At 33.4% G+C, this 24,881-nt stretch carries 20 protein-coding genes, 2 tRNA genes and 1 pseudogene; 6 read left to right on the plus strand and 17 right to left on the minus strand.

Annotation, left to right across the window (positions count from 1 at the left end):
* Positions 1-47 precede the first annotated feature (47 nt).
* From tsf to ACW9JY_RS01595, 8 genes are all read right to left on the minus strand, one after another.
* Positions 48-641 carry a translation elongation factor Ts gene (tsf, locus tag ACW9JY_RS01560; protein WP_103077891.1) on the minus strand — a complete coding sequence of 198 codons (594 nt, stop codon included), beginning with the start codon at positions 639-641 and terminating at the stop codon, positions 48-50.
* Positions 642-800: 159 nt separating this feature from the next.
* Positions 801-1,289: a pantetheine-phosphate adenylyltransferase gene (gene coaD, locus ACW9JY_RS01565; RefSeq protein WP_103077890.1), complete on the minus strand. Its 489-nt coding sequence runs from the start codon at positions 1,287-1,289 to the stop codon at positions 801-803.
* Positions 1,290-1,307: 18 nt separating this feature from the next.
* Positions 1,308-2,396 carry a tRNA 2-thiouridine(34) synthase MnmA gene (mnmA, locus tag ACW9JY_RS01570; RefSeq protein WP_457283124.1) on the minus strand — a complete coding sequence of 363 codons (1,089 nt, stop codon included), beginning with the start codon at positions 2,394-2,396 and terminating at the stop codon, positions 1,308-1,310.
* Positions 2,389-2,859 (minus strand): RrF2 family transcriptional regulator, encoded by a 471-nt coding sequence (locus tag ACW9JY_RS01575; protein WP_103077888.1) that lies wholly within the window; start codon positions 2,857-2,859, stop codon positions 2,389-2,391. Before ACW9JY_RS01575 ends, mnmA begins: the two co-directional genes overlap by 8 nt.
* A 99-nt stretch (positions 2,860-2,958) precedes the next feature.
* Complete coding sequence (locus ACW9JY_RS01580; RefSeq protein WP_457283125.1) at positions 2,959-4,752, minus strand: LysM peptidoglycan-binding domain-containing protein; 1,794 nt, start codon at positions 4,750-4,752, stop codon at positions 2,959-2,961.
* Positions 4,749-5,411 (minus strand): DUF2225 domain-containing protein, encoded by a 663-nt coding sequence (locus ACW9JY_RS01585; RefSeq protein WP_457283126.1) that lies wholly within the window; start codon positions 5,409-5,411, stop codon positions 4,749-4,751. Before ACW9JY_RS01585 ends, ACW9JY_RS01580 begins: the two co-directional genes overlap by 4 nt.
* A complete protein-coding gene (gene ftsY, locus ACW9JY_RS01590) occupies positions 5,408-6,322 on the minus strand; it encodes a signal recognition particle-docking protein FtsY (protein WP_457283127.1) in 915 nt (304 codons plus the stop codon). The genes ACW9JY_RS01585 and ftsY overlap by 4 nt, the downstream gene beginning before the upstream one ends.
* A 51-nt stretch (positions 6,323-6,373) precedes the next feature.
* Complete coding sequence (locus ACW9JY_RS01595) at positions 6,374-7,654, minus strand: alpha-amylase family glycosyl hydrolase (RefSeq protein WP_103077884.1); 1,281 nt, start codon at positions 7,652-7,654, stop codon at positions 6,374-6,376.
* A gap of 252 nt (positions 7,655-7,906) precedes the next feature.
* On the opposite strand from ACW9JY_RS01595, the gene ACW9JY_RS01600 reads away from it, so the two are divergent.
* Genes ACW9JY_RS01600 through ACW9JY_RS01610 form a run of 3 tightly spaced genes read left to right on the plus strand, consistent with a single transcriptional unit; the run spans position 7,907 to position 10,351 of the window.
* Positions 7,907-8,281 (plus strand): DUF2089 family protein, encoded by a 375-nt coding sequence (locus ACW9JY_RS01600; protein ID WP_457283128.1) that lies wholly within the window; start codon positions 7,907-7,909, stop codon positions 8,279-8,281.
* Positions 8,282-8,297: 16 nt separating this feature from the next.
* Positions 8,298-9,407: a DUF4097 family beta strand repeat-containing protein gene (locus tag ACW9JY_RS01605; protein ID WP_457283129.1), complete on the plus strand. Its 1,110-nt coding sequence runs from the start codon at positions 8,298-8,300 to the stop codon at positions 9,405-9,407.
* A 2-nt stretch (positions 9,408-9,409) separates the two neighbouring features.
* Complete coding sequence (locus ACW9JY_RS01610; protein WP_457283130.1) at positions 9,410-10,351, plus strand: hypothetical protein; 942 nt, start codon at positions 9,410-9,412, stop codon at positions 10,349-10,351.
* Here the strand turns inward: ACW9JY_RS01610 and ACW9JY_RS01615 are convergent, their stop codons facing one another.
* Entirely contained in the window at positions 10,352-11,068 is a 717-nt protein-coding gene (locus ACW9JY_RS01615; RefSeq protein ID WP_457283131.1) for a WecB/TagA/CpsF family glycosyltransferase, read from the minus strand.
* 214 nt (positions 11,069-11,282) lie between these two features.
* Between ACW9JY_RS01615 and tig the strand changes: the two genes are divergently transcribed.
* The 3 genes from tig to ACW9JY_RS01630 all read left to right on the plus strand — a co-directional run bounded on the left by tig (position 11,283) and on the right by ACW9JY_RS01630 (position 12,818).
* Entirely contained in the window at positions 11,283-12,629 is a 1,347-nt protein-coding gene (tig, locus tag ACW9JY_RS01620) for a trigger factor (protein ID WP_457283132.1), read from the plus strand.
* 31 nt (positions 12,630-12,660) lie between these two features.
* Positions 12,661-12,737 (plus strand) — tRNA-Asp (locus tag ACW9JY_RS01625).
* Between the two features lie 4 nt (positions 12,738-12,741).
* A tRNA-Cys gene (locus ACW9JY_RS01630) sits at positions 12,742-12,818 on the plus strand.
* 61 nt (positions 12,819-12,879) lie between these two features.
* Here the strand turns inward: ACW9JY_RS01630 and proB are convergent.
* From proB to carB, 8 genes and pseudogenes are all read right to left on the minus strand, one after another.
* A pseudogene (gene proB / locus ACW9JY_RS01635) lies at positions 12,880-13,935 on the minus strand (glutamate 5-kinase); the annotation flags it as partial.
* Positions 13,936-13,942: 7 nt separating this feature from the next.
* Positions 13,943-14,938: an isocitrate/isopropylmalate dehydrogenase family protein gene (locus tag ACW9JY_RS01640; protein ID WP_457283133.1), complete on the minus strand. Its 996-nt coding sequence runs from the start codon at positions 14,936-14,938 to the stop codon at positions 13,943-13,945.
* A gap of 11 nt (positions 14,939-14,949) precedes the next feature.
* A complete protein-coding gene (locus tag ACW9JY_RS01645; RefSeq protein WP_081870473.1) occupies positions 14,950-15,453 on the minus strand; it encodes a 3-isopropylmalate dehydratase small subunit in 504 nt (167 codons plus the stop codon).
* Between the two features lie 30 nt (positions 15,454-15,483).
* Complete coding sequence (locus ACW9JY_RS01650; RefSeq protein ID WP_457283134.1) at positions 15,484-16,743, minus strand: 3-isopropylmalate dehydratase large subunit; 1,260 nt, start codon at positions 16,741-16,743, stop codon at positions 15,484-15,486.
* Complete coding sequence (nifV, locus tag ACW9JY_RS01655) at positions 16,718-17,872, minus strand: homocitrate synthase (protein WP_103077876.1); 1,155 nt, start codon at positions 17,870-17,872, stop codon at positions 16,718-16,720. The genes ACW9JY_RS01650 and nifV overlap by 26 nt, the downstream gene beginning before the upstream one ends.
* Positions 17,873-18,018: 146 nt before the next feature.
* Positions 18,019-19,056, minus strand: coding sequence for an N-acetyl-gamma-glutamyl-phosphate reductase (argC, locus tag ACW9JY_RS01660; protein WP_457283135.1), 1,038 nt, complete (start codon positions 19,054-19,056; stop codon positions 18,019-18,021).
* Positions 19,053-20,378: an argininosuccinate lyase gene (gene argH / locus ACW9JY_RS01665; protein ID WP_457283136.1), complete on the minus strand. Its 1,326-nt coding sequence runs from the start codon at positions 20,376-20,378 to the stop codon at positions 19,053-19,055. The genes argC and argH overlap by 4 nt, the downstream gene beginning before the upstream one ends.
* Positions 20,375-24,865 (minus strand): carbamoyl-phosphate synthase (glutamine-hydrolyzing) large subunit, encoded by a 4,491-nt coding sequence (carB, locus tag ACW9JY_RS01670; protein ID WP_457283137.1) that lies wholly within the window; start codon positions 24,863-24,865, stop codon positions 20,375-20,377. Before carB ends, argH begins: the two co-directional genes overlap by 4 nt.
* Positions 24,866-24,881 lie beyond the last annotated feature (16 nt).

The raw sequence follows: 24,881 nt of genomic DNA on the forward strand, positions 1-24,881 counted from the left end.
TTCTACTCTATAAATAAAGCAAAAAGGCGGAAAACTCCACCTTTTTATTATTCGCCAACTGCAAATCTAGCAAATTTATCTACCGTTATATTTTCTCCTACTTTAGCTATCGTAGAATTAATGATGTCTTTGATACTTTCCCCTTCACCAAAAACATATTCCTGTTCAAGAAGACAATTTTCGCTGTAGAATTTTTCCAATTTATTTTCTACAATCTTTTCCTTAATATTTTCAGGCTTGCTGGAATCGTTTAACTCTTCTAAGTAAATTTCTTTTTCTTTATCGACAACTTCTTGAGGTACATCTTCCCTTGAAATCCATTTTGGATTCATTGATGCAATTTGAAGAGAAATCTTCTTAGCTAAATCGTGGAAATCCTCAGTCCTAGCTACAAAATCGGTTTCACATCCTAATAATAAAAGAACACCGATTTTTTCATTATGATGAATATAAGAATAAACTATACCTTCGTTGGTGACTCTTCCAGCTTTCTTTGCAGCTTTTATAGCACCTTTCTTTCTTAAAATTTCAACGGCTTTATCTATATCCCCGTTAGCCTCTACTAAAGCATTTTTACAATCCAACATTCCCGCTCCTGTTGAAGTTCTAAGATTCTTTATCTTTTCAATTGATACATCCATTTAAAATACCTCCTAATACTTATTATTACTGATTTTAAAAAAATAAAACCTTATGTTAACACCACCTTCGCCCAACTCCCCACCCATAACGATCGATAAAACCACTGTATTTTAACACAATTAATTGAATATTAAAATAAGAAAATTATTGTTTTATTACTATTTTTTTAATAGTTTTTCTTGTAATTTTGATTCGACGAATTTAGAAACCCATTTACTGACATCTCCATTGTAAGATGCGATTTCTTTGATCATAGACGAAGAAATGTAAGAAAAATCAGTATCAGCCATCAGAAAGAAAATCTCTAACTCCCGAAAAAGCATATGATTAGCGTTTGCCATTTGGAGTTCATACTCATAATCACTGACCGCCCTTAAACCTCTTATTAAATTATAAATTTTTTTTTCTTTTAAATAATTTACCAACAAACCATCAAAAGATTCAACAATAACATTTGGTATACCCTCTAAATCCTTTTTTACCATTTCAATCCTTTCTTGTAGGGAAAAAAGATACTTTTTGTTGGGATTATTCACAACAACAACATAAAGTTTGTCAAACCTTTCACTCGCTCTTTTCACTATATTAACGTGTCCATAGGTTATTGGATCGAAACTCCCTGGATATGCTGCGTCCCTGATTCCCATTATCAAATTTCCCCCATTTCAATAAATATTGATTACACCAGAAGCTAAAACAACACCGCTTTCATCATAAATTGTTGCAAATTGACCAGGTGTAACGGCAAATATAGGTTCTTTAAAATTTACTTTTAAAGTATGATCATCGGTCTTTTTAACAACTGCGGGCTTTTCTTCACTTTTTTTACGAACTCTACAAAATCCTTCTATTTCTTTGAAATCTACAAAAAAGTTGACGTTTTGTACAATAAGTTCTTTAGAATACATTTCTTCAGTAGGTGCAACTATAAGAACATTCTTTTGAGGAAGTATTTTATATACATGTAATTTCACATTTGCGTTTTTATAGTAGCTTATCCCGGTACGTTGACCAATAGTGTAATTCATGTATCCAGTGTGAGTTCCTATTTCGTTTCCTTCTAAATCGTAAACTTTTCCTTCTTCAGGATTAACTCCATATTCTTTCAGAAATCTTCTATAATCGTTATCAGGAATAAAACACAATTCTTGACTGTCAGGTTTATTTGCTACGCTTAACCCTATTTTTTTTGCTATATCCCTGATTTCAACTTTATACATATTTCCCAATGGAAAGTGCAATTTGGGAAGAGTATTTCTGCCTATGTACGATAGAAAGTATGATTGATCTTTGTATTGGTCAACGCCTTTTTTAATAACATAGGTAGAGTACTTTTCAGAATACTCTCTCATTAAATAGTGACCACTGGAAACAAAATCTGCACCGTAGCTATGAGCTATCTCTAAAGCTTTCCCAAACTTAAAAAACCTGTTGCATAACATGCAAGGATTAGGTGTTTTACCTTCTTTGTAGGTATTTATAAAATAATTGATTATTTTTTCTTTAAATTCCTTTTTTATATCAACGATCTGAAAATCATCGAGATCTAACTTATTTGCAATTTTTAAGGCATCTTGTGTATCTGAAGGACTACAACAAACTTTCTTTTTTTCAGGGATCATTGAAAAAACAATATCGCTCACCGTTTTGAAATGAAGCCCTATAACTTGATAATTTTGTTCTTTCAAAAGATAGGCAGCAACAGAGCTATCTACCCCACCACTCATAAGCATTAATACTTTTTTATTAAACATTTATTTTTTTTAATCTACCTCCTACATTTTCTGAGATCTTAATCTGTGCAATTTTTCTTCCGTAATCAATTATATCTTGCAAAGTCATTTTATTCAGCTCTAACATGATAGAATTATTAACCCTTTTCCATACAAATTCAACGGCACACTCTATTTCCAACGAACATTCTCCAACAATACAATCAAAAGATTGAAGGGGTTTATCTAAAACTTGAATAATTTCACTTAACCGTAAATCTTCTGGATTTTTAGCCAAAGCATATCCACCAAATTTACCTCTAACAGATTTTACAATTCCTGCATCACGTAATTCTATAAAGATTTTTTCAAGAAAATCTTTTGGTATGTTTTGCCTTTCAGACAATTCACTAATAGGTACTTTTTCTTTTCCTTCATCTTCGGTTAATACGGCTAATTCAAACAAAGCTCTTAAAGCATAACTGCTTTTGACAGTAAGCGACATTATTTATTCCTCCTTTTAAAATAAACGTTTCATCGTTGTTCAATAATAAATTAAAGCTTCATAGAAATACATCAAATAAACTTCTTAAACATTACACCTCTATACATCTGATTTTCTACCAACAACGTAAACAGTTAAATTCTGTAAACTATTATTAGCTAACCTTACATCATTTACATATATATCAATTTTATTTCCCAAAACTTTGGCTCCTGTATCTTGAACTTCAAAATACCCATTATTTGGAAGATCTGACAATTCAGGTATGTATACTATCGTTCCTAAAGGTAGGACATCGGGATCTGCTGCAATTGTTTTGTAGGGTGTTGGCTTTTCTCCAGACCTTGTTAACCTAAAAGTTGGAGAATAAACAAGTTTGTCATCCCATTCTGTATAGTAAGTTGCCTGGAATTCTCCAATCATATTGTAAAAAAGTTTCAAAGGGTCTCTTGGCTCTCCGTTCTTCCATAATTCAACTGTAACAATACTACCTGCTTGAGCAATTCCTAACGATGTATTCGAATCAACCCATTTACCTTCATCAACATACGGTGTTTTTAAATTCCCTATGACACTTATAATAGCATTTCCGTGATCCACTTTTATATACCAATTGTTGTTCGATAATTTTCCAGTCTCAATTACTCTTCCAGGCATGACAGGATAAACTTGTTCGGTTTGAACCAAAACTCCTATCCCGCTTGAAACTCCAGCAGCATTCCTTTCTCCAAACCTTACAACAACATTTTTATAATTGGCAGGTGAAGTTTTAGGAAAAGGCCATCTTATATACTCTTCAATATTATTCACCGGTATGATTAATTCTTGCCCTACTTTAATATTCGTGGATTGTAAATTATTGGCTTGCAAAATAATTTGAACACCATTGTTTCCTAATTTAAAGGCATTTGAAATGCTTATTAGAGTATCCCCCGACTTAACTTGATACCTAACTTCGTTTGAATTCTCAAATAAATAATTAGCCTCGGCTTCTCCTACAGAGCTATAAAGTTGATCGATCTTCATTTCAATATTTTGTATTTGACCAAGGTATTTCTCGTTTAATGAATTTGGTGGTTGAGTGATAACCTTTTGAAGCTCATATTTTATATTGTCTACTTCCTTATCTAAAGAAGCAACCATATTTTCTAAAGATTTTACGTTCAAAATATCTTCACTCTGGTTTTTATAATAAAATTTAGATACGGTCTCTTCCGTTTTATAATCTACTATGTTTTCCACATATTTTTCTAAATTAAGTTTGTCTACCTCTTGTTGAACGAGTTCTTTTATATTACCGTTTTCCAAAAAGTAAAACTCAGAGTTTTTAAAACTTTGTTCTAAACTATTAACCTTTTCCGTTAATGAATTCACACTATCTAAAAGGATCTTTTGATCATTTTTGGGAATATTGTTCACAACATTCTGTAATTCTGTAATTTGAATTTCCAATTGCGATACTCTTTGATTTAAATCAGTGTTTATAGTATTATTAACATTTTTTTGAGACACATTGTTAATTTGATCCTCTAAACTTTGCACCCTTTGATCTAAATCTAGTAGTTTATCAATAGATTCAGAACTCCGCCCTTCATACAGATAATTTTCCAAGGTTACTACCCTGCTATCAATATTGGTATACTGATCTTTTAAACTTTTTGTCATATCATAAGCATAACTGTTATTCTTTGAAATTTGATAAATTTCGTCAGATAAGGTATTAAGTTTTTCTTCCATTTGAGTTAAACGCTCATCCAATTCATCCAATTGATTTTGAATTAACTCTAAGTTCTCGCTTGGCAAAGTGGTTTCTTGAGAGGTTGGTTGAAAAACTGTACACCCAGATAGAAAAAATACCAGACCTAACAGAAAAATCCAAAATAATTTCCTCACTTTAATTCACCCCTTAGAAATTTTGCAGCCTTTAAATACGGATTTGCAGGATTATTATAATTTTTTAATAAATAATCAAACAACTTCGCCGCTTCTTTTCTATTATTCAATCTATAATTTATATAGCCTAGATAAAACAGCGAAAATATATAATCTTCTTCTGAAAATGTTTCATAGTTCTTTTCAATTATCTTTCCACAATAGTAAAGTATTCCTAACTCTTTTTCTTCTTCATTTTGTTCCCGGTAGTACCAAGCAAATTTTACTAGAATTTTTACTACTTCACTAGGCAGCCCCAAAATAGCATAAATATTGGCTGCTATCATAAGTTGAATTGCATAATATTCATGAGATTTTGAAGAAGAATTATCTACTTCTGGAAGGGATAGTTTATTTATATTATTTAAAAACTGTTTAACTTCTTCGATGTTTTGAGAATTTAAGTATTCATATATATAATCTTTATCTTTTTCCTGAAAAGTAAAATAGCAATGAGGACAAGTAACTAAAGAATAGAGAGATACATTAATATCTCTGTATTCAGGTTTCAAATCTAAATCATAAGAACTTACTTTTATAGACGTTGAAGCTACTTTATCAAATGAAAATTCTTTTTGACATATTGGGCAAACTGCAAAATCTCTAATAAAATCTTTCATTCTACTTCATCAACACCTAGTAAAGCATCACAGTAGGATAACGGATCAAAGATTTGTATATCGTCTTCTTTTTCCCCAAATCCTACTAGCTTTATTGGAATATTGAGTTCATGGTTTATAGCGAAAGCTATTCCCCCTTTGGCGGTTCCATCCAGTTTAGTCACGACTATACCCGTTATATCTATAGCTTCTTTAAAAGCCTTTGCTTGAGAAATACCATTTTGGCCGGTCGTTCCATCAAGAACCAACAATGTTTCATGAGGAGCTCCTGGAACTTCCCTTTCAACCACACGCCTTATTTTTTTCAATTCATCCATTAAATTGCTTTTTGTATGCAAACGTCCTGCAGTATCTATTAACACTACATCTTTACCTCTTGATTTTGCGTGCGTTATTGCATCGTACACCACGGCTGCGGCATCTGAACCTTTTTGGTGAGCTATTACAGTGGTATTTAACCTATTACCCCACTCTTTAAGCTGCTCAATTGCAGCAGCCCTAAATGTATCCGCGGCAGCTAAAACAACTTCTTTACCTTGGCTAGAATACATCTTTGCTAACTTAGCAGCAGTTGTAGTTTTACCGCTACCGTTTACTCCAACAATTAATATTACATAAGGTTTTTGCTGAAAGTCGTTAACTACTTCGTCTTTCTGTAAATTTTCCACTAAAATATCTCTCAATAATAAAAGGGGATCATTGTAAGAATTATCAGCTTTATATCTACTTTTTAACTCTTCCAAAATTTCATGGGAAACTTCAACACCCATATCAGACATTATTAAAATCTCTTCTAATTCTTCCAATACATCATCGTCAAGAACTTTACCTGAAAAAATAGTTTTGATATTTTTAAATATGGTATTTCTCGCTTTACTCAAACCATTTTTGAACTTTTCAAAAATTCCCATTAATATGCCTCCATTATATCAATCTAAGGTTAATTTAGATTATACAATATTTTATCTTGTTTTAATAATAATAGGTAATTTGCTGATTACAAAGAAGTATTGTATAGAAACAATTTCGTTAGTTATTAAATCAGTCCCATATAAAGTAAAATCTACTGGTATTTTTCCATATCTATCTTCCAAATTCAATATGGTAATGTATTCATCTTTATCTCCACTCCATTTGATCATTATTATACCCTCAGATAACTCTCGAATAGAAAATTGGTCACAGGTTGATTTAATCTCTTTGGTCATGTTAACAATCTTCTTAAAGAAGCTTAAAAATTCATAATCACCTTTGTCCCACTTAATCGGATCCTTTTCGAAAAGGTTAGGTAGTTTTTCCATCATTAATTCTTGTCCAGCATATATTAAAGAAGCTCCTGGCAAAAGATTATAGAAAACAGTCCAATTTTTGATCTTGTTTTTCCCTTCTAAAACTGATGCTATTCTTGGATTATCATGATTTTCTAAAAAACGCATCTTAATAGAATTTTTTGGAAATATTGTATTCTGCAAAAAAACATGATCAAAATAATGATTCAAATCTTTCTCCCCAGAAAAATAACTTTTTAGATAATAGAAGCCATCATAATCGTATGTAAGATCAAAGCTTTGATATACCTCTGAATCTGAATGAACATTGTACCCTCTAGTTCTGAGATCATGAATAAATTTTGGATCAAGAGTTTCTGCCAACCAAATAACTTCCTTTTTTTGGTTCAATCGTTCTCTAGCTTTTTTCCAGAACTCTAAAGGTACAAGTGGTGCTACATCACATCTAAAAGCATCGACGCCAAGATCAACCCAGCTATCTAAAACTTTTATTAGATAGTCCCATAAATCCTTATTCTCATAATCCAAATCGTAAACATCCATCCAATCTTCAACTTTTCTGGTTAATTTTCCGTTTTCATCTTTCACAAACCATTCTGGATGTGTTTCAACCAGCTTTGAATCCAAAGAGGTATGATTGAAAACAATATCGATCATTATTTTTAATCCGTTATCATGTGCCTTGTCTATCAATCTTTTAAAATCCCTCTTATTTCCAATTTCTTTAGATATTTCTTCGTAATCTTTTATCGAATAAGGACTTCCATGAGTACCTTTTCTACCAACTTTCCCAATAGGATAAAAAGGCATAAACCACAGTATATCTGTCCCCAAAGCCTTAATGCGTTCAATATCGTTGTATATATCATTAAAGGTTCCAGCATTTCCATAATTTCTAACAAAAACTTCATAAATTACAGAACTTTTTAACCAACTAGGTGAGTCTATTGCCACGATTGGACCTCCTCAAAGTGTAATTTTTCTTTGAATTGCAATAAATATTATATCATCGATTATATCAAATACCTACCCCTTTTTTTAAAATTTTTATATTAAAACCTTTAGTTTAATTTTTTTATTTAGAAAATCAAAATTTTTGCATTGAAACTTGACATTTTTAAAGTTTTATGTTATAATTTTTTCAAAATAACGTGAGAGTCTATCAAAATATCATCAAAAACATAAAAAATAATAGGAGGTCCTAATATGTCAAAATACCGTTTATCCAAATGCCCGGTATGTGGGGGTAAGTTAAATATCATAAAATATCGATGTGAAGAATGCGGAACTGAAATATCTGGCAATTTCGAATTAGAAGAATTTGCTCAATTAACAAACCAACAATTAAATTTTTTGAAGATTTTTATTAAGGTTAGAGGAAATTTATCGGAATTACAAAAAGAACTTGGTATCTCTTATCCTACAGCAAAAGCAAGATTAGAAGAAGTTGCCACAGCAATGGGGTACGAGTCTGAAAACATTGAAAGTAGAGAAAAAACCCTTGAAATTCTTGAAAAAATTGAAAAAGGAGAAATTACCCCTGAAGAAGCAAAAGAATTATTAAAAAAGTACAAAAAATAAAAAGGAGTGATTTTGAATGCAAAAGATTGATTTGAATGATGTAAAAGTTATTAAAATAAAGGCCAAAAATTTTCACGGAAGAATAAAAATTTGCCACAGTGAAATAACATATCTCGAATACGGAGATCAAGATATTAACGTCCGGACTGCTTGGAATTCAGATCGTACAAGCGTATCAATCGACATTGATTATGAAAAAGGTGATTTCTTATCAAAATTTTTTTCTTTCTCTAAAATGTTCCATGAAGTACCTATTAATTTGTACATAGGTGATCAAGTTAACGATATAACGTTAGACTTATCCTCAGCTGATATAGAAACGGACTTGGATTCTACCAACTTATATAATTTAGCGATCAAAACACGATCAGGAGATGTAGATATTATTGGATCTAATCAAACTAAAACTTTGAAATCTTTAAGGGTGGATACTGGGTCTGGGGATGTGAGTATCGACTTAAATAACAGTGAGATGGATGAATTGATTTTAAAAGGAGCTTCTGGAGATTTTGAAATTCACAACGTAAATATATCATATGGTGATTTTAGCATGGCTAGTGGCGATGTTCTAGTTCAAAACTCTAAAATTGTAAATCTTAAGTTAAGTGTGGCTTCCGGTGATGTCTCAATAAAAAATTCTATCGTGAAAGTAGCAAACTTTAAATCAGCTAGTGGTGATATTTTTGTAGATTCTCTAAGTGAAGATTTTTATTGTACGGTAAACACTGCTTCCGGAGATATAAATCTAATAGTTCAAGGAAGAGAGAAAATCTATTTAGAAGCTCCAATACATAGATATTCTTCATCTATAAGATCAAACGTCGATTTAGTTCAAAGTAGTGATTCTTCTACTATGCCCAAAAAAAGAGTTTTAAAAATTAATGTAATGAGTGGAGATATTAGTATCAAAGGTGTAGAACTTCATGAGAAAATCATAGAAGAAGTGGAGAAAGAAGAAAGCAAAGATATTTCCAAAGGCGACGAATTCTTAACCATTGAAGAAAAAAAGATATTGTCTTTATTAAAAGAGGGAAAGATTTCTCGATCTTTTGCGATAGAACTTTTAAAAGAGTTGGGATACTCTGAAGAGCTTGCAGAAAAATTTTTAAAGGACAGGGGGGAGTAATTATGCAAGGAAGATTAATACTGATCGCGCTAGGTATTTTAATAGTTTTATCAGTCATTTTCAACGAATTCTTAGTTAGTTTTAACTTGTTAGAATTCTTTTTTACATTGATTTTTCTTGGATACGGACTAACCTTTTTCAAAAAAAGAAACGTAGGAACTTTAGGAAGTCTAATATTTGGAATAATACTGTTGCTAGACACATTTGAGTTGTTCCCCACTTCACTAAATTTTTGGGAATTGGTTCTATTGATGATCGCATCTTATATTATTGCTGCTGGATTTAAAGGGCTGTTCCATATAAGAAAGCCCCACTTAAAGATTAACAAATCGATAATATCTGAAAATCTTCCTCCTAAATTTATAGGTGACACACTTGATTTATCAACAGATGTAGATTGGAGCTCTGTAACTATTGACTCTTCTAAGATAGAGACACCTGTAAAAGTAAAAGCTGTGATTGATAATGATATATATTCTTTTAAGAAAGAATATGACTCTTCTAAAGTCGATATTTTGAACAAGCTGAAAGTATCCAACGTAAAAGTACCTGAACGAGCAAAGATAACTGTATATTTAAACGAAAATATTAATTACAATTATCAAGCAAAATTGAACATTAGCGTAGCCTTTTTTGATCTGAGACAAATTAAAACACGAGAAGTAAGAATAAAATCTACCGCATCTAAAATCACTTTGATACCATCTCAAAAGGATAATACCACAGTTGACGTAGACTCTGAAGTTTCAGCAATAAATATAAAATTGCCAGGGGATGTCGCTTTAGTATTGAATCACATTGGAGATTTGAGCTTCAAAAATGTTGAACGAATGTATCAAAGAGAAGATGGAACTTATGTTTCTGATAATTTCTCGGAAGCATCTTACACTTGTTATCTGAACATTTCCTCTGAGATTTCGCGTCTAAATATAGAATTTATATAATTAATCTTTATTTCTATACAAATTCATATAAAATTTAAATAAATCAGGTAATTTTTTGAATCGATGGGGCTCTTCAAACATTCTATACAACCATTCTAATCCAAGCTTTTGAAAGAAAAGAGGAGCCCTTCTTGTAACACCAGCAAATACGTCAAAGCTACCACCAACTCCCATCATAAGCTTTGCTTGTAACGTTTCATAGTTTCGGAAAATAAAGGATTCCTGTTTTGGAATTCCCATCCCCACAAAAAGGAGATCTGTTTTACTATCATTAATTTTTCGAACAACCTCTCGTTCAGCACTTATATCAAAATACCCATGATGAAATCCAACAATATTTACGTTGAACATTTTCTCAATTATTTGAGCAGCTTGTCCAACCACTCTCTCTTCTGACCCAAGCAAAAATATTCTATAATTATTTATTTCAGACAATTCTAATAAATATTTCATTGTATCTATACCGGGGCATCTTTCCGTCTCAATTCCTTTCTTTTTGAGTAATTTAACTATTCCCACCCCATCAGGAATGGAAAAAGAAGCTTTACTAATGGCTTTAGAATATTCGTTACCCTTTAAATATTCCACATACATCAACGCATTTAAAGTAACTATCCAAAGCTTCTCTTTTCCTATTTGGTCTTCGATAAAAGAATAAATGTCATCTTGACTGCCATAAACCATCGGGATATCTTTCAAAAGAAACCGTCCAACCAATATATTCACCTCTAGTAACTGCTTCGAATCGAAATATTGTATCACAATTAAATTGAAATTTCCATAAATAATTATACAAATAAAAGGTTGAATTAAGAAAAATGTTTACACTATAAAAACAAAAATTGACGTTTAATTAACCAAATTCCTTATCTTTCATTGTATAATACTTTGAACTTTGATGATAAAACTTCTCAAATTAGGAGGAAGGATCATGGAAAAAACTTTACTTAGCCAAGACAAAAATGTTAAGAAATACCTCATCAAATTTTCTAAAGATGAAATTGAAAAAATTGAAGATCAAATCGTTCGAGAAATTAATCAACATTACACCTTTGAAGGATTTAGAAAAGGTAAGGTCCCCAAACAGGTTATTAAGTTGCGCTTAGGTTCTGATTTCAATAATATGTTATTAGAAGAAGCGGAACATGAGCTGGATCACAAAATCAGAGAAGAAGAAAAGTTGCTTTTCCCAATTATTGTTGAATCAAGAGCTCAAGATGAAGAACACATAGAATTCGAGGTTTTACTTCACACCTATCCTGAAATTGTAAAAACAGAATTTGAAAATATTACGGTTAAAATCCCTGAATCTAAAGAAGTGGTTGAGGACTTTGTACAAAGAAGATTGAATGATTTACTGGAGAGCAACGCAATATTAGATCCCAAAGAAGAACCCATACAGTACGGAGATTATGTAAGAATTAATTATGATTTAGTAGATGAAAACGGTGAAGTGATCAAATCTGATGAAGAAGAGGAAATAATAGTTAGAGAAGATGATGAAAGAGAACTCGTTAAAAAACTCATAGGAAAAACTACTGGTGAGGAATTTGAATTAGAAAAAGAAGATCAAGACAAAAAATTGATTCAAAAAGTTCGAATCGCACAAGTTTATACAAGAAAACTTCCTGAACTGAACGATAATTTCGCAAAAGAGCTGAATATTGAAGTAGAAACATTGAACGAGTTGAAAGAGACGTTGAGAAAAGAAGGAGAAGATGCCGTTAAAAATTGGCAGGATCAATTTGTGGTTAACTATATCTTATCGGAGTTACCTAATTATGTGGATATTGATATATCTGATGAAAGTGTAAATTATTATATTGATGCAACCATAAACGATCTTAAAAACAAGGGTAAATACGAAGAAAACTTAAAAAAATACGATAATGACGAAAATAAATTGAGAGAGGAAATCAAAAAGAGTGCATTGAATTGGATAAAAGAGATGGTTGTCATCGAAAAACTATCCTTAGAAAACGATATCAAAGTAGGAAACGAAGAGTTATCACAAGAGATCAAGAACTTCTCAACTATGTATGGTTTACCTTTCTCACGTGCTCAGGAAATAATAAGCTCAAATCCTGAACTATCTAATGAAATTCTATGGAACAAATTAAGAGAAAAAGTAGCCCAATTCATCAAAGAGAAAGTACAAATAGTTGAAATATCAAAAGAAGAGTTCGAAGGTGAAAATGTAACCCCAACCGAAGATCAAAAAGAAGAAAAAGTAAATACTGATAATGAAGCAAGTGAAGAAGAGACTGGACAAAATTAGAATTATATGATAAAATACATTTGAAGTTGCAGGGGACGTGGTGAAGCTGGTTATCATGCCGGTCTGTCACACCGGTGGCCGCGGGTTCGAGTCCCGTCGTCCCCGCCAATTTGGCAACGTAGCCAAGGGGTCAAAGGCGGCGGTCTGCAAAACCGCTATTCGAGGGTTCAAATCCCTCCGTTGCCTCCATTATAACTAAATTATCCCTGTGTATTACTTCTTCAGGTTCAAAGTTTTCTTTGAATGTAAGTATTTCATCGGTTTTTTTACCAATTATTTCTTTTAATTCCTCGGAAGAATAGTTTATTAAACCTTTTCCAATGCTTTCTCCTTTTTTATTAGATATCAAAACCAGATCTCCGACGGAAAAACTACCTGATACACTTATAATTCCTACCGCTAATAGACTTTTTCCTTTTAAAAGTGCTTCATGGGCTCCATTATCCACAATCAATTTGCCTTTTGGCTTTAAGCTGAATTGAATCCATCTCTTCCTTTTGCTCATCCTTTTTCCTTTGGGTAAAAAGGTTGTACCAAGGTTAAACTGCCTATTTTCAATATTATCCACAGCCTTTGTAATAATACTCTCTTCATAAGATGGGAGAATTGTTAAAGGTATTCCTGAGGCGATGGAAATCTTTGCTGCTTTTAATTTTGAACTCATCCCTCCGGTACCTAGTTTACCACTTTTTCCATTAGCAAGATTTTCAAGCTCAGGAGTGACTTCTTCAACAATATTGATCAGTGATTTCGGGTTACCTAAATCTTTCAACAATCCTGGAATATCTGAGAGAATGATCGATAAGTCTGCTTCCAACAAACTTGCTACTTGAGCAGATAAAACATCATTATCTCCGAATTTGATTTCATCTGTCGTTATTGTATCGTTTTCATTTACAATAGGTATCACATCATTTTCTAAAAGTGCATTCATGGTATTGTATGCATTTAAATAACGCTGACGATTAGAAAAATCGTCAGCTGTTAAAAGTATTTGTGCCACTTTAATATTTTTAACTGCAAAAAGATCACGATATTTGGAGATCAATACACCTTGGCCAACTGCTGCACAAGCCTGCTTTTCTGCAACAGAATACGGTTTGTAACTGTAACCTAATTCACTTCTGCCAGCTGCTATAGCTCCTGATGAAACAATAATTATATCTTTTTTTCTTTTAAACTTTAAGTCAGTCACTTGCTCGACAATTTTATTCATCTTACCAACATTTATTCCATTCTCATCAGCTATTGAGCTACTACCAACCTTTATAACTATCTTATTGATTGTATTTTTCAAAAAAATCACCAACCATTCAACTCAAAAATGAAATAATTTTATTTTTCATAGACTCTATGTTACCTTTTCCACCTAAATCTGGTGTTAAAACTTCTATATCTTTAACCGTTGCAGAAATAGCATTTTCGAGTTTTTTTGCTAACTTATTCAGTTTTAAATAATCTAATAACATAATGGATGAGCTTAATAAAGCAATCGGGTTTGCTATACCTTTATTGGCTATATCTGGAGCACTTCCATGGACCGCTTCAAAGATCGCAGCATCCTCGCCAATATTAGCAGCTGGAGCAAGACCCAATCCTCCTATCAAACCTGCGGCTAAATCGGAAAGGATATCTCCGTACAAATTAGGAGCAACAATTACATCATATTTTTCAGGATTCAATACCAACTGCATAGACATATTGTCAACGATCTTTTCTTCGTACTCTATTTCAGGATATTCGCTTGCAACTTTTCTAATAGATTCTAAAAATAAGCCATCTGTAATCTTTAGAATGTTTGCCTTATGTACAGCTGTAACTTTCTTTCTTTTATTTTCTTTTGCATATTTAAATGTAAAATATGCAATCTTATCGCTTGCATTTTTTGTTATCACTCTAACGGCACAAGCTGTATCGTCGATCTTGTATTCAATCCCTTTATACAAACCTTCGGTATTTTCTCTCACTACAACCAAATCGACATTATCGTATTTGGTATTGAGGCCCACTAAACTTTTAATTGGTCGTAAGTTTGCATACAGGTTCAACCTTTCTCTTAGTGTAACATTCACACTTCTAAATCCTTTACCTATTGGCGTAGTTATCGGACCTTTCAAAGCTACTTTGTTTTTCCTAATCGAATCTATCACATAATCAGGCAGAGGAGTTCCATATTTCTCAATTACCTTCTCTCCAGCTTCCACTAAATCCCAACTAATAGGAACGTTCATATGCTCAAAGACATCTACAACTACAGAGGTTATTTCTGGACCTATTCCATCACCCGGAATCAAAGTAACTGTATACATAAAATCACCTACTAATCTATTAATTCTAAAGTACCGTATTTTTTGTAATAATTAACCAAACCCCCACTTTGTAAAATCTTTAACATCACTTTGGGGAGAGATTTAATCTTCAAAACTTCATCTTTGGTAAGATTCTTAACTACACCTTTTTCTAGATCAACAGTCAATAAATCACCTTCATCTATATTATTAGTGGGAACTTCAACCAAAGGTAACCCAATATTTATGGAATTTCTATAAAATATTCGGGCAAAAGAAGTTGCTATTACAGCACTGATACCAGCGTGTTTTATCACTAAAGGCGCTTGTTCTCTAGAAGAACCACAACCAAAATTTTCTCCTGCAACGATGAAATCACCTTTTTTGATTTCATTATAAAAATTTGGCCTTAGATCCTCCATCAAATGAACAGATAATTCGTCCATATCGATGGTACTGAATTTGTATTTTCCGGAGATAATATAGTCGGTGTTTACATCGTCACCAAATTTATGTGAATAACCTTTTAATTCCATTATTTGTCCTCCCGTTCAAAAAATTATTTGTCACAAATATTTTCGAGGATCCGTTATTTTTCCCTCAATACAAGAAGCCGCCACTGTGGCAGGTGATCCCAAATAGATGAAAGCTTTGTTGTTTCCCATTCTTCCTTTGAAATTTCTATTCGCGGAAGAAATTACATTCTCTCCATCAGAAGGTACTCCATTGTGTGTACCGACACAAGGCCCACAACCTGGGGCAACTACCGTTGCTCCTGCTTGAATTAAAGTTTGAATTATTCCCTCATTCATAGCTTTTAATAAAGTATCTTTAGATGCAGGAGCCACAATAAGTCTAACACCCTTATGGATTCTCTTGCCTTTTAAGATATTCGCAGCTATTCTTAGATCTTCAATTCTTCCGTTAGTGCACGTACCTAACAAACCTTGATGTATAGGAATACCTTCAACTTCACTAATTGGACTAACATTATCAACGGCATGGGGTTTGGCAATTTGAGGTTCTAAATCGCTGACATCAAATTTATATATTTCTTCATAATTTGCACCTTCATCTGGTTCGTAACTTTTAAATGGTTTATCAGTTCTTTCCTTTATCCAATTTTCAGCTTTTTCATCAAGTTTCATCAAACCGACTTTGGCTCCCATTTCCACTGACATATTAGAAATGGTAAATCTTGCCTCAACCGATAAATTATCAATAACTGGGCCCTCAAACTCTACAGCCTTGTAAGTTGCTCCATTGGCTGTCAGATTCTTTATAATATACAACGCAACATCCTTAGAATAAACACCTGTTGGCAGAGAACCTTCTAAAACAATTTTTACACTTTGTGGTACCTTAAACCATAACTTGCCACTCGCCATAGCAATAGCCAAATCTGTTGAACCGACACCCGTTGAGAAACAATTAATAGCCCCATAAGTACACGTGTGAGAATCAGCCCCTATTACGATCTGTCCAGGTAAGGCATGGCCTTTTTCAGGAATTAATTGATGACATATACCCTCACCGATATCGTAAAACTTCGTACCGTAATTGCTACTAAAATCTCTCATCAACTTATGTAAGGCAGAGACTTTTTCACTTGGACTGGGTGCATTGTGGTCTATTACAAAAGCAACTTTTTCAGGATTCGCAACTTTTTTTGCTCCAACATTTTCAAACGTCTTAATAGCTAATGGAGTGGTTCCATCTTGCCCCATCATGAAATCAACATCAACTATCACTATTTCCCCTGCTTCCACATCTCTACCTAAATGATCACTGAATATCTTTTCAGATATTGTTTTGTAGGTTGACATCCTTTATCTTTTCCTCCCTCATTTCATTGTATAGATAGATTAACTCTTTATCGAATAGGCTTCTTTTGAGCTGAACAGATAGAGATCTTACCCTTTTTAAAATCTCTTCTGCTTGTTCTGGAGTTAGATCTATATCGTACTCTTTAAACTTTGCAACAATAGCGTTCCTCCCGGAATGTTTTCCAATAAGTATTTGTCTTTGTAATCCTACTTCTTCTGGGGAGAAAGATTCGTATGTTTTTGAGTCTTTCAAGACACCGTCTGTATGAATGCCTGATTCGTGGGCAAAAACATTATGACCTACGATTGTTTTTGATAAAGGAAGCACCCTTCCTGAAGCCTTGGCAACATATTCACAAACTTCTTTTAGTAAATTAGTCTTTATTCCCAAATCATTTTTGTAAATGTATTTAAGAGCCATCACTACTTCCTCTAAAGCTGCATTCCCTGCCCTTTCACCTAATCCATTTACCGTAACACCTGCGTATTTAGCGCCTGCTTTTATTCCCGCTAACGTGTTTGCAGTAGCTAAGCCAAAATCGTTGTGGGTATGCATCTCAATATCGATACCAACTTCGTCTATTATTCTTCTGATATGTTCGTAGATAGAAAATGGTTCCATCATTCCAACGGTGTCACAGTATCTTAACCTATCTGCACCTGCTTCTTTAGCCTCTTTAGCAAACTTTATAAGAAAATCCATATCACTTCTTGAAGCGTCTTCAGCGTTTACAGAAACGTATAAATTGTGCTTTTTGGCAAATCTTGTAGCATCCACCATACTTTTTAATACCCAATCCCTATCTTTTTTTAGTTTGTGTTTGATGTGAATATCTGAAGTGGAAATAGAAATTGCAACCGCATCGACCCCACAATCAATGGATTCTTCAACATCCTTTATAACTGCTCTATTCCAGCCCATAATTGAAACACCTAAGTTTAACTTACATATCTTCTTTATGGCTTCCTTTTCATCTCCACCCATCGTAGGAATCCCGGCTTCGATCTGATAAACACCTAACTCTGCTAACATCTTCGCTATTTGGACCTTTTCTTCATTGGCAAATACCACGCCGGCAGTTTGCTCTCCATCTCTTAAAGTTGTATCAACTATATATACGTTACTCACGTTCTTTTGTACGTTCTTCTTTCCATTACCTTTAGAAGAATCGTACCCTCCCTCCTTTCAGTTTTAGTGTCTATTGTAACTCTGGACTTACATCAAGGTCCTTAATTTTTTCTTAATTATACATTAATTTCAAAAAAATATCAAGTTCATGGAAAGATTCTTATTATGTCAAGTCCTTTATTCTCGGGTAGTCCAAACATTAAATTCATATTTTGTACTGCCTGACCACTGGCACCTTTCATTAAATTGTCAATCACGGACATGATTATTAAAGTATTTGTATGCTCATCAATTTCAAAACCTATTTGGCAAAAATTGGAGCCAGCCACACTTTTTGTAGATGGATATTTTCCAGGGTTCAGAATTTTTATGAAATAATCGTTTTTATAAAACTTTTGGTAAAGATCGTAAACCTCATTTAAGGTTATATCTGATCCCAAATTACAGTAAATCGTACTTAAAATTCCTCTTGTCATAGGAACAAGATGTGGGGTGAAAACAATTTTTACCTCTTCTTGCATTATTTTTGATAACTCCTGCCCTATTTCTGGAATATGTCTATGTTTAGCCACGTTATAAGGTTTTGTATTTTCGTTACATTCTGAATATAAGTTACTAAATTTAGGTTCATGACCTGCACCTGATACCCCAGATTTACTGTCAATAATTATGTTTTTATCTGATACAACTCTATTTTTTAAAACAGGGGCTAATGCCAAAATCACACTAGTTGGATAACAACCTGGATTGCCCACAATTTGTGCATTTTTAATCTTTTCCCTATTTAACTCAGTTAATCCGTAGACTTTGTTGAATTTATCGTATTCTATGTCATCATTTGAACCATACCACTTTTTGAAGACATTAAAGTCATCGAAACGAAATGCAGAACCTAAATCTATCAATCTCTTACCTGCATCCATTACCATCTGAGCTATTTCAAAAGTTAGTTCGTGAGGTAAAGTTGAAAATATTATATCGCAAGTAGCAACCGCTTTTTTGAAATCATCACCCTCTAATATAAGGTCACAAATTCCTTGTAATCCCGGATAAACTTCTGAAATTAATTGGGATTCAAAGTGTTTTGATGACAAATAACTTATTTTAGCATTCGGGTGTTTTGAAAGAATTCTGACTAATTCAATACCTGTGTATCCTGTTGCCCCAAGTATACCAACCTTCATACATCTTCCTCCCATCTTGCTGCCCCAATTGTTTTACGGCGTTTTAGAATATTTTTTAGATCTAAAAATTCATACACATCCTCATCTATCAGCTGACAAAAATTTCTAAATTCAGAAATATTAAGCTCTTCTAAAGAGATATTTTTTGTTATAGCATATGCAACTAATTTTCCAACTATATCGTGAGCGGTTCTGAAAGGGATCCCTTTTTTGACCAAATAATCTGCCAGATCCGTTGCATTGAGATAGCCAAATTTTACCGCCTCTTCCATCTTTTTTTCGTTCACACGTATCGTTCCCAACAAACCAATAAATACCTTTAAACAACCTTTTAATGTATCAACGGTATCAAACAGAGGTTCTTTATCTTCTTGCATATCTTTGTTATATGCTAGGGGTAAGCCTTTCATAGTTGTTAAAAGGGCAAACAAATTTCCATATACCCTACCTGTTTTACCCCTGATTAATTCAGCGGAGTCTGGATTTTTCTTTTGTGGCATTATACTACTTCCAGTCGAATATTGGTCACTTAATTCCACAAAATTGAACTCTTGGGTAGACCAAAGTACTACTTCCTCAGAAAATCTACTCAAATGCATCATTATCAGGGAAGCTATTGATAAGAATTCAATGATAAAATCCCTATCGCTTACTCCGTCAATACTGTTTAGTGAAACCTCTTTAAAGTCTAACAATGAAGCCACATACATTCTATCTATATCGTATGATGTTCCAGCTAAAGCTCCTGAACCTAAAACCAAAACATTCACTCTTTTTAAAGAATCTTTCAACCGTTCTATATCCCTTTTAAACATCTCCATGTAAGCTAATAAATGATGTGAAAATGTGATAGGTTGAGCTCTTTGCATATGTGTGTAACCGGGCATAATTTTGTTTTTGTGCTTTTTGGAAAGTTCCAATAAAACAGCGTTTAATTGGCCTAATAAATCTATAATTTTTAATATTTCATTTCGTAAATACAATCTTTCATCTGTTGCTATTTGGTCGTTCCTACTTCTTGCTGTGTGAATTTTTTTGCCAACGTCTCCTATCTTTTCAACCAACATTTGCTCTACCAATGTGTGCACATCTTCTACCATTGGAATCTCTTCAAACTTTTCTTCTTTTATTTCTCTTAACGCTCTTTCAATTTGTTCAAACTCTTCGTCAGTAATTATTTTTGCCTTTTTCAACCCTTTCGCATGGGCTAAAGAAGCTTCTATATCGTAGGGCAATAATCTGATATCGACATTTATCGATGAATTAAAAATTTCCATATCTTCTGCAATTTTTTCTTTAAACCGACCACCCCACAATTTCATTGTTCTCCTCCTACAGTCGTTTTGTTATATTTTTGATTTTCAACAAAATGCTTCATCTGATAAGCTCTCATCTTCAAAGGTAGTCCAAACAAGTTTATAAAACCTTCTGCATCCTTTTGATCATAAATCTTATCTTCTCCAAATGTAGCTAACTCTTCGTTGTATAAGGAATATGGTGAACTTAATCCTGCAATTATAATGTTCCCTTTGTAAAGTTTCAATTTCACAACACCGGTAACAACCTTCTGCGTTTCATTAACAAAAGCATCTAAACTTTCTTTCAACTGAGAGAACCACAATCCATTATAAACAAGATCCGCATACATTTGTGCCACTAAATCTTTGAATCTTGACGTTTCTTTGTCAAGTACCAAGCTTTCCAGTTCTTTATGTGCAGTATATAGTAATGTTCCACCTGGAGTTTCATACACACCTCTTGATTTCATTCCAACTAATCGATTTTCTACGATATCTGCAATCCCCACACCATTTCTTGATGCAATTTCATTGGCTTTCTTTATCAACTCTACGGGCGAAAGTTCTTCTTCGTTTATCTTCACTGGAATCCCTTTTTCAAATTCTATGGTTACATATTCAGCAACATCGGGTGCTTTTTCAGGTGGAGTAACCATATCGAATAACTCAGGTTTAGGTTCATTCCATGGATCCTCTAAATCTCCTCCTTCATGGCTTATATGCCATATATTTTTATCTACACTGTATATTTTTTCTTTGGTTATAGATATTGGAATTCCCTTCTTTAGGGCATAGGCAATTTCTTCCTCCCTAGACTTAATTTCCCATATTCTCCAAGGAGCAATAATTTTTATAGAAGGATCTAATGCCTTAATAGATACTTCAAATCTTACTTGATCATTACCTTTACCTGTACAACCATGAGCAATAACATTTGCACCTTCTTTTTGGGCAATCTCAACCAGTTTTTTTGCCATTAGAGGTCTTGCAAAGGATGTTCCCAATAAGTATTTACCCTCGTAGATTGCTCCAGCTTTTAAGGTTGGAAAAATATAATCGGTTACAAATTCTTCCACAACATCTTCTACGTAAACCTTACTTGCACCACTTGAAATAGCTTTTTTTTCGATAGCATGAGTTTCCTCTCCTTGACCTACATCGATACATACCGCAATAATTTCACAATCATACTTTTCTTTTAGCCATGGTATGATTACAGATGTATCTAACCCTCCTGAATATGCCAATACTACCTTTTCCCCGGTTTTCATAAATGATTCACCTCTTTTTGATATTTGTAGATTTTTTAGTAGATTATGATAATAATCTACATATTCGTTCAAGGACTGTACATTATTTTTCCCAATTTTGCAATTCTTTGTTGCTTCAATTGATTTTTGAGCTGTTTCCAATGCTGTAAATAACGGAATGCTGTTTTCTAAACATGCTCTTCTTAACTTGAATCCAAAGTTGGATACGTTCTTCCCTTTTGTAGGTAAATTAATAACCATTGAAAAATAACCTTTCTTTACTAACTCTAATGATTTTTGATGATTTATCTCTTTTATTTTAATATCTATCAATTTAAAAGCTTCTGCTGTCCCGGTGGTTCCCCACAATTCGTATCCACAGCTTTGAAGATATTTAACAAAACTTTTACTCCCCTTTACTACTTTTTCTGGAAATGATAATAGTACATTACCTGTAGAAGGAACATCCAAATGAGCGCTTTTAAAAGCTTTATACATCGCATTATGATAATTGAAATCGATGCCAAGAGTTTCCCCTGTGGATTTCATTTCTGCGCCTAATGCAACTTCAACACCTGGCAATTTCTCTAATGAAAATATTGGTGCTTTAACCACCGTATATGGGATTTTCGGATAAAAAGGTTCGTAATACCCAAGTTCTTTCAAGTTATTACCTAATGCAATTTCAACCGCGAGTTTTATCATAGGGATTCCCGTTACTTTACTGATTATTGGAACTGTCCTTGAAGCCCTAGGATTCACTTCTATAACGTAAACTTTTCCCTCTTTCACGATAAATTGAATGTTTATTAAACCTTTAACGTTCACCGCTTTTGATATTTTTTCAACGTATCTCACAATTTCTTTCTCTTCTAATTCAGACAAGCTTTTGGCAGGAAATACAGCAAAACTATCACCTGAATGAATTCCCGCTTTTTCAATATGTTCCATTATTCCAGGAATTAATACATTTTCTCCATCAGAGACTGCATCAACTTCAGCTTCTATCCCTTCTATATATTCATCTATTAGAACTGGTCTATTGGGTGATAAGCCTAAAGCATGTGATAAATACTCGAATAATTCATCTTCGGAATTAACCTTTTCAATAGATTGTCCTCCTATCACATAAGAGGGTCTAACTAAAAGAGGAAACCCTATACGGTTAGCAATTTCTCTAGCTTCATCAAATGAAGTAACGTACCCACCACGAGGATGGTTGATCCCTAACTTTTTCAACAACAGCGAAAATCGTTTTCTATCTTCACACAAGTCAATATCCTCATATGAAGTTCCCAAAATTTTGATTCCACGTCTTTCGAGATCTTCGCTTAGATTCAAAGCAGTTTGCCCTCCAAACATGACCATTGTTCCCATTGGATCTTCTTTTTCTATGATATTCAAAACATCTTCTTGAGTAAGGGGTTCGAAGTACAATCTATCACCTGTATCAAAATCTGTACTGACGGTTTCAGGATTATTGTTTATGATGATTGATTTGATACCTTTTTCTTTTAATGCCCATAGAGCTTTAACTGTACAATAATCAAACTCTACGCCCTGTCCGATTCTTATTGGGCCTCCACCTATCACAATGACTTTTTTTATGTCCTTGTGAACTTCTATTTCGTCCTCTTCACCATAAGTTGAGTAGAGATATTGTGTTACTGAATCAAACTCCGCTGCACATGTGTCAACCATTTTGTATGATGGGGTAATACCATAGCGTTTTCTCAATTCTCTAACTTCATCTTCTGGTAAACCTTTTAATTCAGATATTTCTTGATCTGAAAAGCCAAGAACCTTTGCTTTAAGTAAAAGGTCGTAATTCAATTGGGAAAATCTAATACTATTTTCAAAATCGACGATGTTTTTTATTTTTTCTAAAAACCAGTTATCTATATAAGTTAATTTATGAATATCAAAAACCTTATAACCTCTTCTAAGTGCTTCGGCAATATGAAATAATCTTTTTTCGTTTGGGATGTGTAAATGTTCTACTAATTCTTCATCGCTCTCATTTTGCACCTCTTTAATTCTCAAGCCTTTAATTTTCATATCAAGGGAGCGAACTGCCTTTAATAAAGAACTTTCAAAGGTACGTCCAAGTGCCATCGTTTCCCCGGTGGATTTCATTTGTGTACCTATTTTTTTATCAGCTTGATAAAACTTATCAAAAGGCCATCGTGGAATCTTTGTCACAACATAATCTAAAGATGGTTCAAAAAAAGCTGTTGTTTTTCCCGTAACCGGATTTTTTATTTCATCCAAAGAAAATCCTAACGCGATTTTCGTAGCAATTTTTGCTATCGGATACCCGGTTGCTTTGGACGCTAAGGCACTGGATCTACTCAAACGAGGATTCACTTCAATAACTCGATATTCTTTGTTAGAAGGATTGAGGGCAAACTGAATATTGCAGGCACCTTCTATCTTTAAAGCTTTTATTATCTTAATGGATGAGTCCCTTAACATTTGATGTTCTTGATCTGTCAACGTTTGAGAAGGTGCCACAACTATACTATCTCCAGTGTGAATTCCAACAGGATCAAAATTTTCCATATTACATACGGTGATGCAATTATCAAAAGAATCTCTAACTAACTCGTATTCGATCTCTTTCCAACCCAATAACGATCTTTCTATTAAGACTTCTTTCATCATACTCTTTTTCAGCCCATTCTCTACAAATTCGATTAACTCTTGTTCGGTGTAAGCGAATCCACCGCCTGTTCCTCCTAAAGTGTATGCTGGGCGTATTATCAAAGGATACCCAACTTGGCTAGCAAAATTTAGGGCTTCGGATACTGTTGACACAGTGAGGCTTTCAGCGATAGGTTCTTCAATTTCTTGCATTTTTCTTTTAAATAATTCTCTACTTTCTGCTATTTTTATGGATTCAACTGACGTTCCCAATTCTTGAATATCGTACTTATCGATAATTCCACTATCTTTTAGTTGGATAATTAGATTTAAGCCTGTTTGTCCTCCCAATGTACCTAAAATTCCATCGGGTTTTTCTTTCTCTATAATGGAAATTAAAGTATCCATTTCAAGGTTTTCCATATAAACTACATCTGCTATTTCTGTATCAGTCATAATAGTTGCAGGATTGTTGTTTACCAATATTACTTTACACCCTTCTTCTTTTAATGATTTACAAGCTTGGGTTCCTGAATAATCAAATTCTGCAGCTTGACCTATTATTATTGGTCCAGAACCTATCACTAAAACACTTTTTATTTCGCGTTTTTTTGGCATTGTTGACCTCCCCGGA

It is taken from the genome of Petrotoga sp. DB-2, assembly GCF_054051725.1.

Bases quoted from the DNA above. Each gene is read 5' to 3' on its own strand.
- tsf (WP_103077891.1), bottom strand. From the start codon at position 641: ATGGATGTATCAATTGAAAAGATAAAGAATCTTAGAACTTCAACAGGA.
- coaD (WP_103077890.1), bottom strand. From the start codon at position 1,289: ATGGGAATCAGGGACGCAGCATATCCAGGGAGTTTCGATCCAATAACC.
- mnmA (WP_457283124.1), bottom strand. From the start codon at position 2,396: ATGTTTAATAAAAAAGTATTAATGCTTATGAGTGGTGGGGTAGATAGC.
- ACW9JY_RS01575 (WP_103077888.1), bottom strand. From the start codon at position 2,859: ATGTCGCTTACTGTCAAAAGCAGTTATGCTTTAAGAGCTTTGTTTGAA.
- ACW9JY_RS01585 (WP_457283126.1), bottom strand. From the start codon at position 5,411: ATGAAAGATTTTATTAGAGATTTTGCAGTTTGCCCAATATGTCAAAAA.
- ftsY (WP_457283127.1), bottom strand. From the start codon at position 6,322: ATGGGAATTTTTGAAAAGTTCAAAAATGGTTTGAGTAAAGCGAGAAAT.
- ACW9JY_RS01600 (WP_457283128.1), top strand. From the start codon at position 7,907: ATGTCAAAATACCGTTTATCCAAATGCCCGGTATGTGGGGGTAAGTTA.
- ACW9JY_RS01605 (WP_457283129.1), top strand. From the start codon at position 8,298: ATGCAAAAGATTGATTTGAATGATGTAAAAGTTATTAAAATAAAGGCC.
- ACW9JY_RS01610 (WP_457283130.1), top strand. From the start codon at position 9,410: ATGCAAGGAAGATTAATACTGATCGCGCTAGGTATTTTAATAGTTTTA.
- tig (WP_457283132.1), top strand. From the start codon at position 11,283: ATGGAAAAAACTTTACTTAGCCAAGACAAAAATGTTAAGAAATACCTC.
- ACW9JY_RS01640 (WP_457283133.1), bottom strand. From the start codon at position 14,938: ATGTATACAGTTACTTTGATTCCGGGTGATGGAATAGGTCCAGAAATA.
- ACW9JY_RS01645 (WP_081870473.1), bottom strand. From the start codon at position 15,453: ATGGAATTAAAAGGTTATTCACATAAATTTGGTGACGATGTAAACACC.
- ACW9JY_RS01650 (WP_457283134.1), bottom strand. From the start codon at position 16,743: ATGTCAACCTACAAAACAATATCTGAAAAGATATTCAGTGATCATTTA.
- argC (WP_457283135.1), bottom strand. From the start codon at position 19,056: ATGAAGGTTGGTATACTTGGGGCAACAGGATACACAGGTATTGAATTA.
- argH (WP_457283136.1), bottom strand. From the start codon at position 20,378: ATGAAATTGTGGGGTGGTCGGTTTAAAGAAAAAATTGCAGAAGATATG.
- carB (WP_457283137.1), bottom strand. From the start codon at position 24,865: ATGCCAAAAAAACGCGAAATAAAAAGTGTTTTAGTGATAGGTTCTGGA.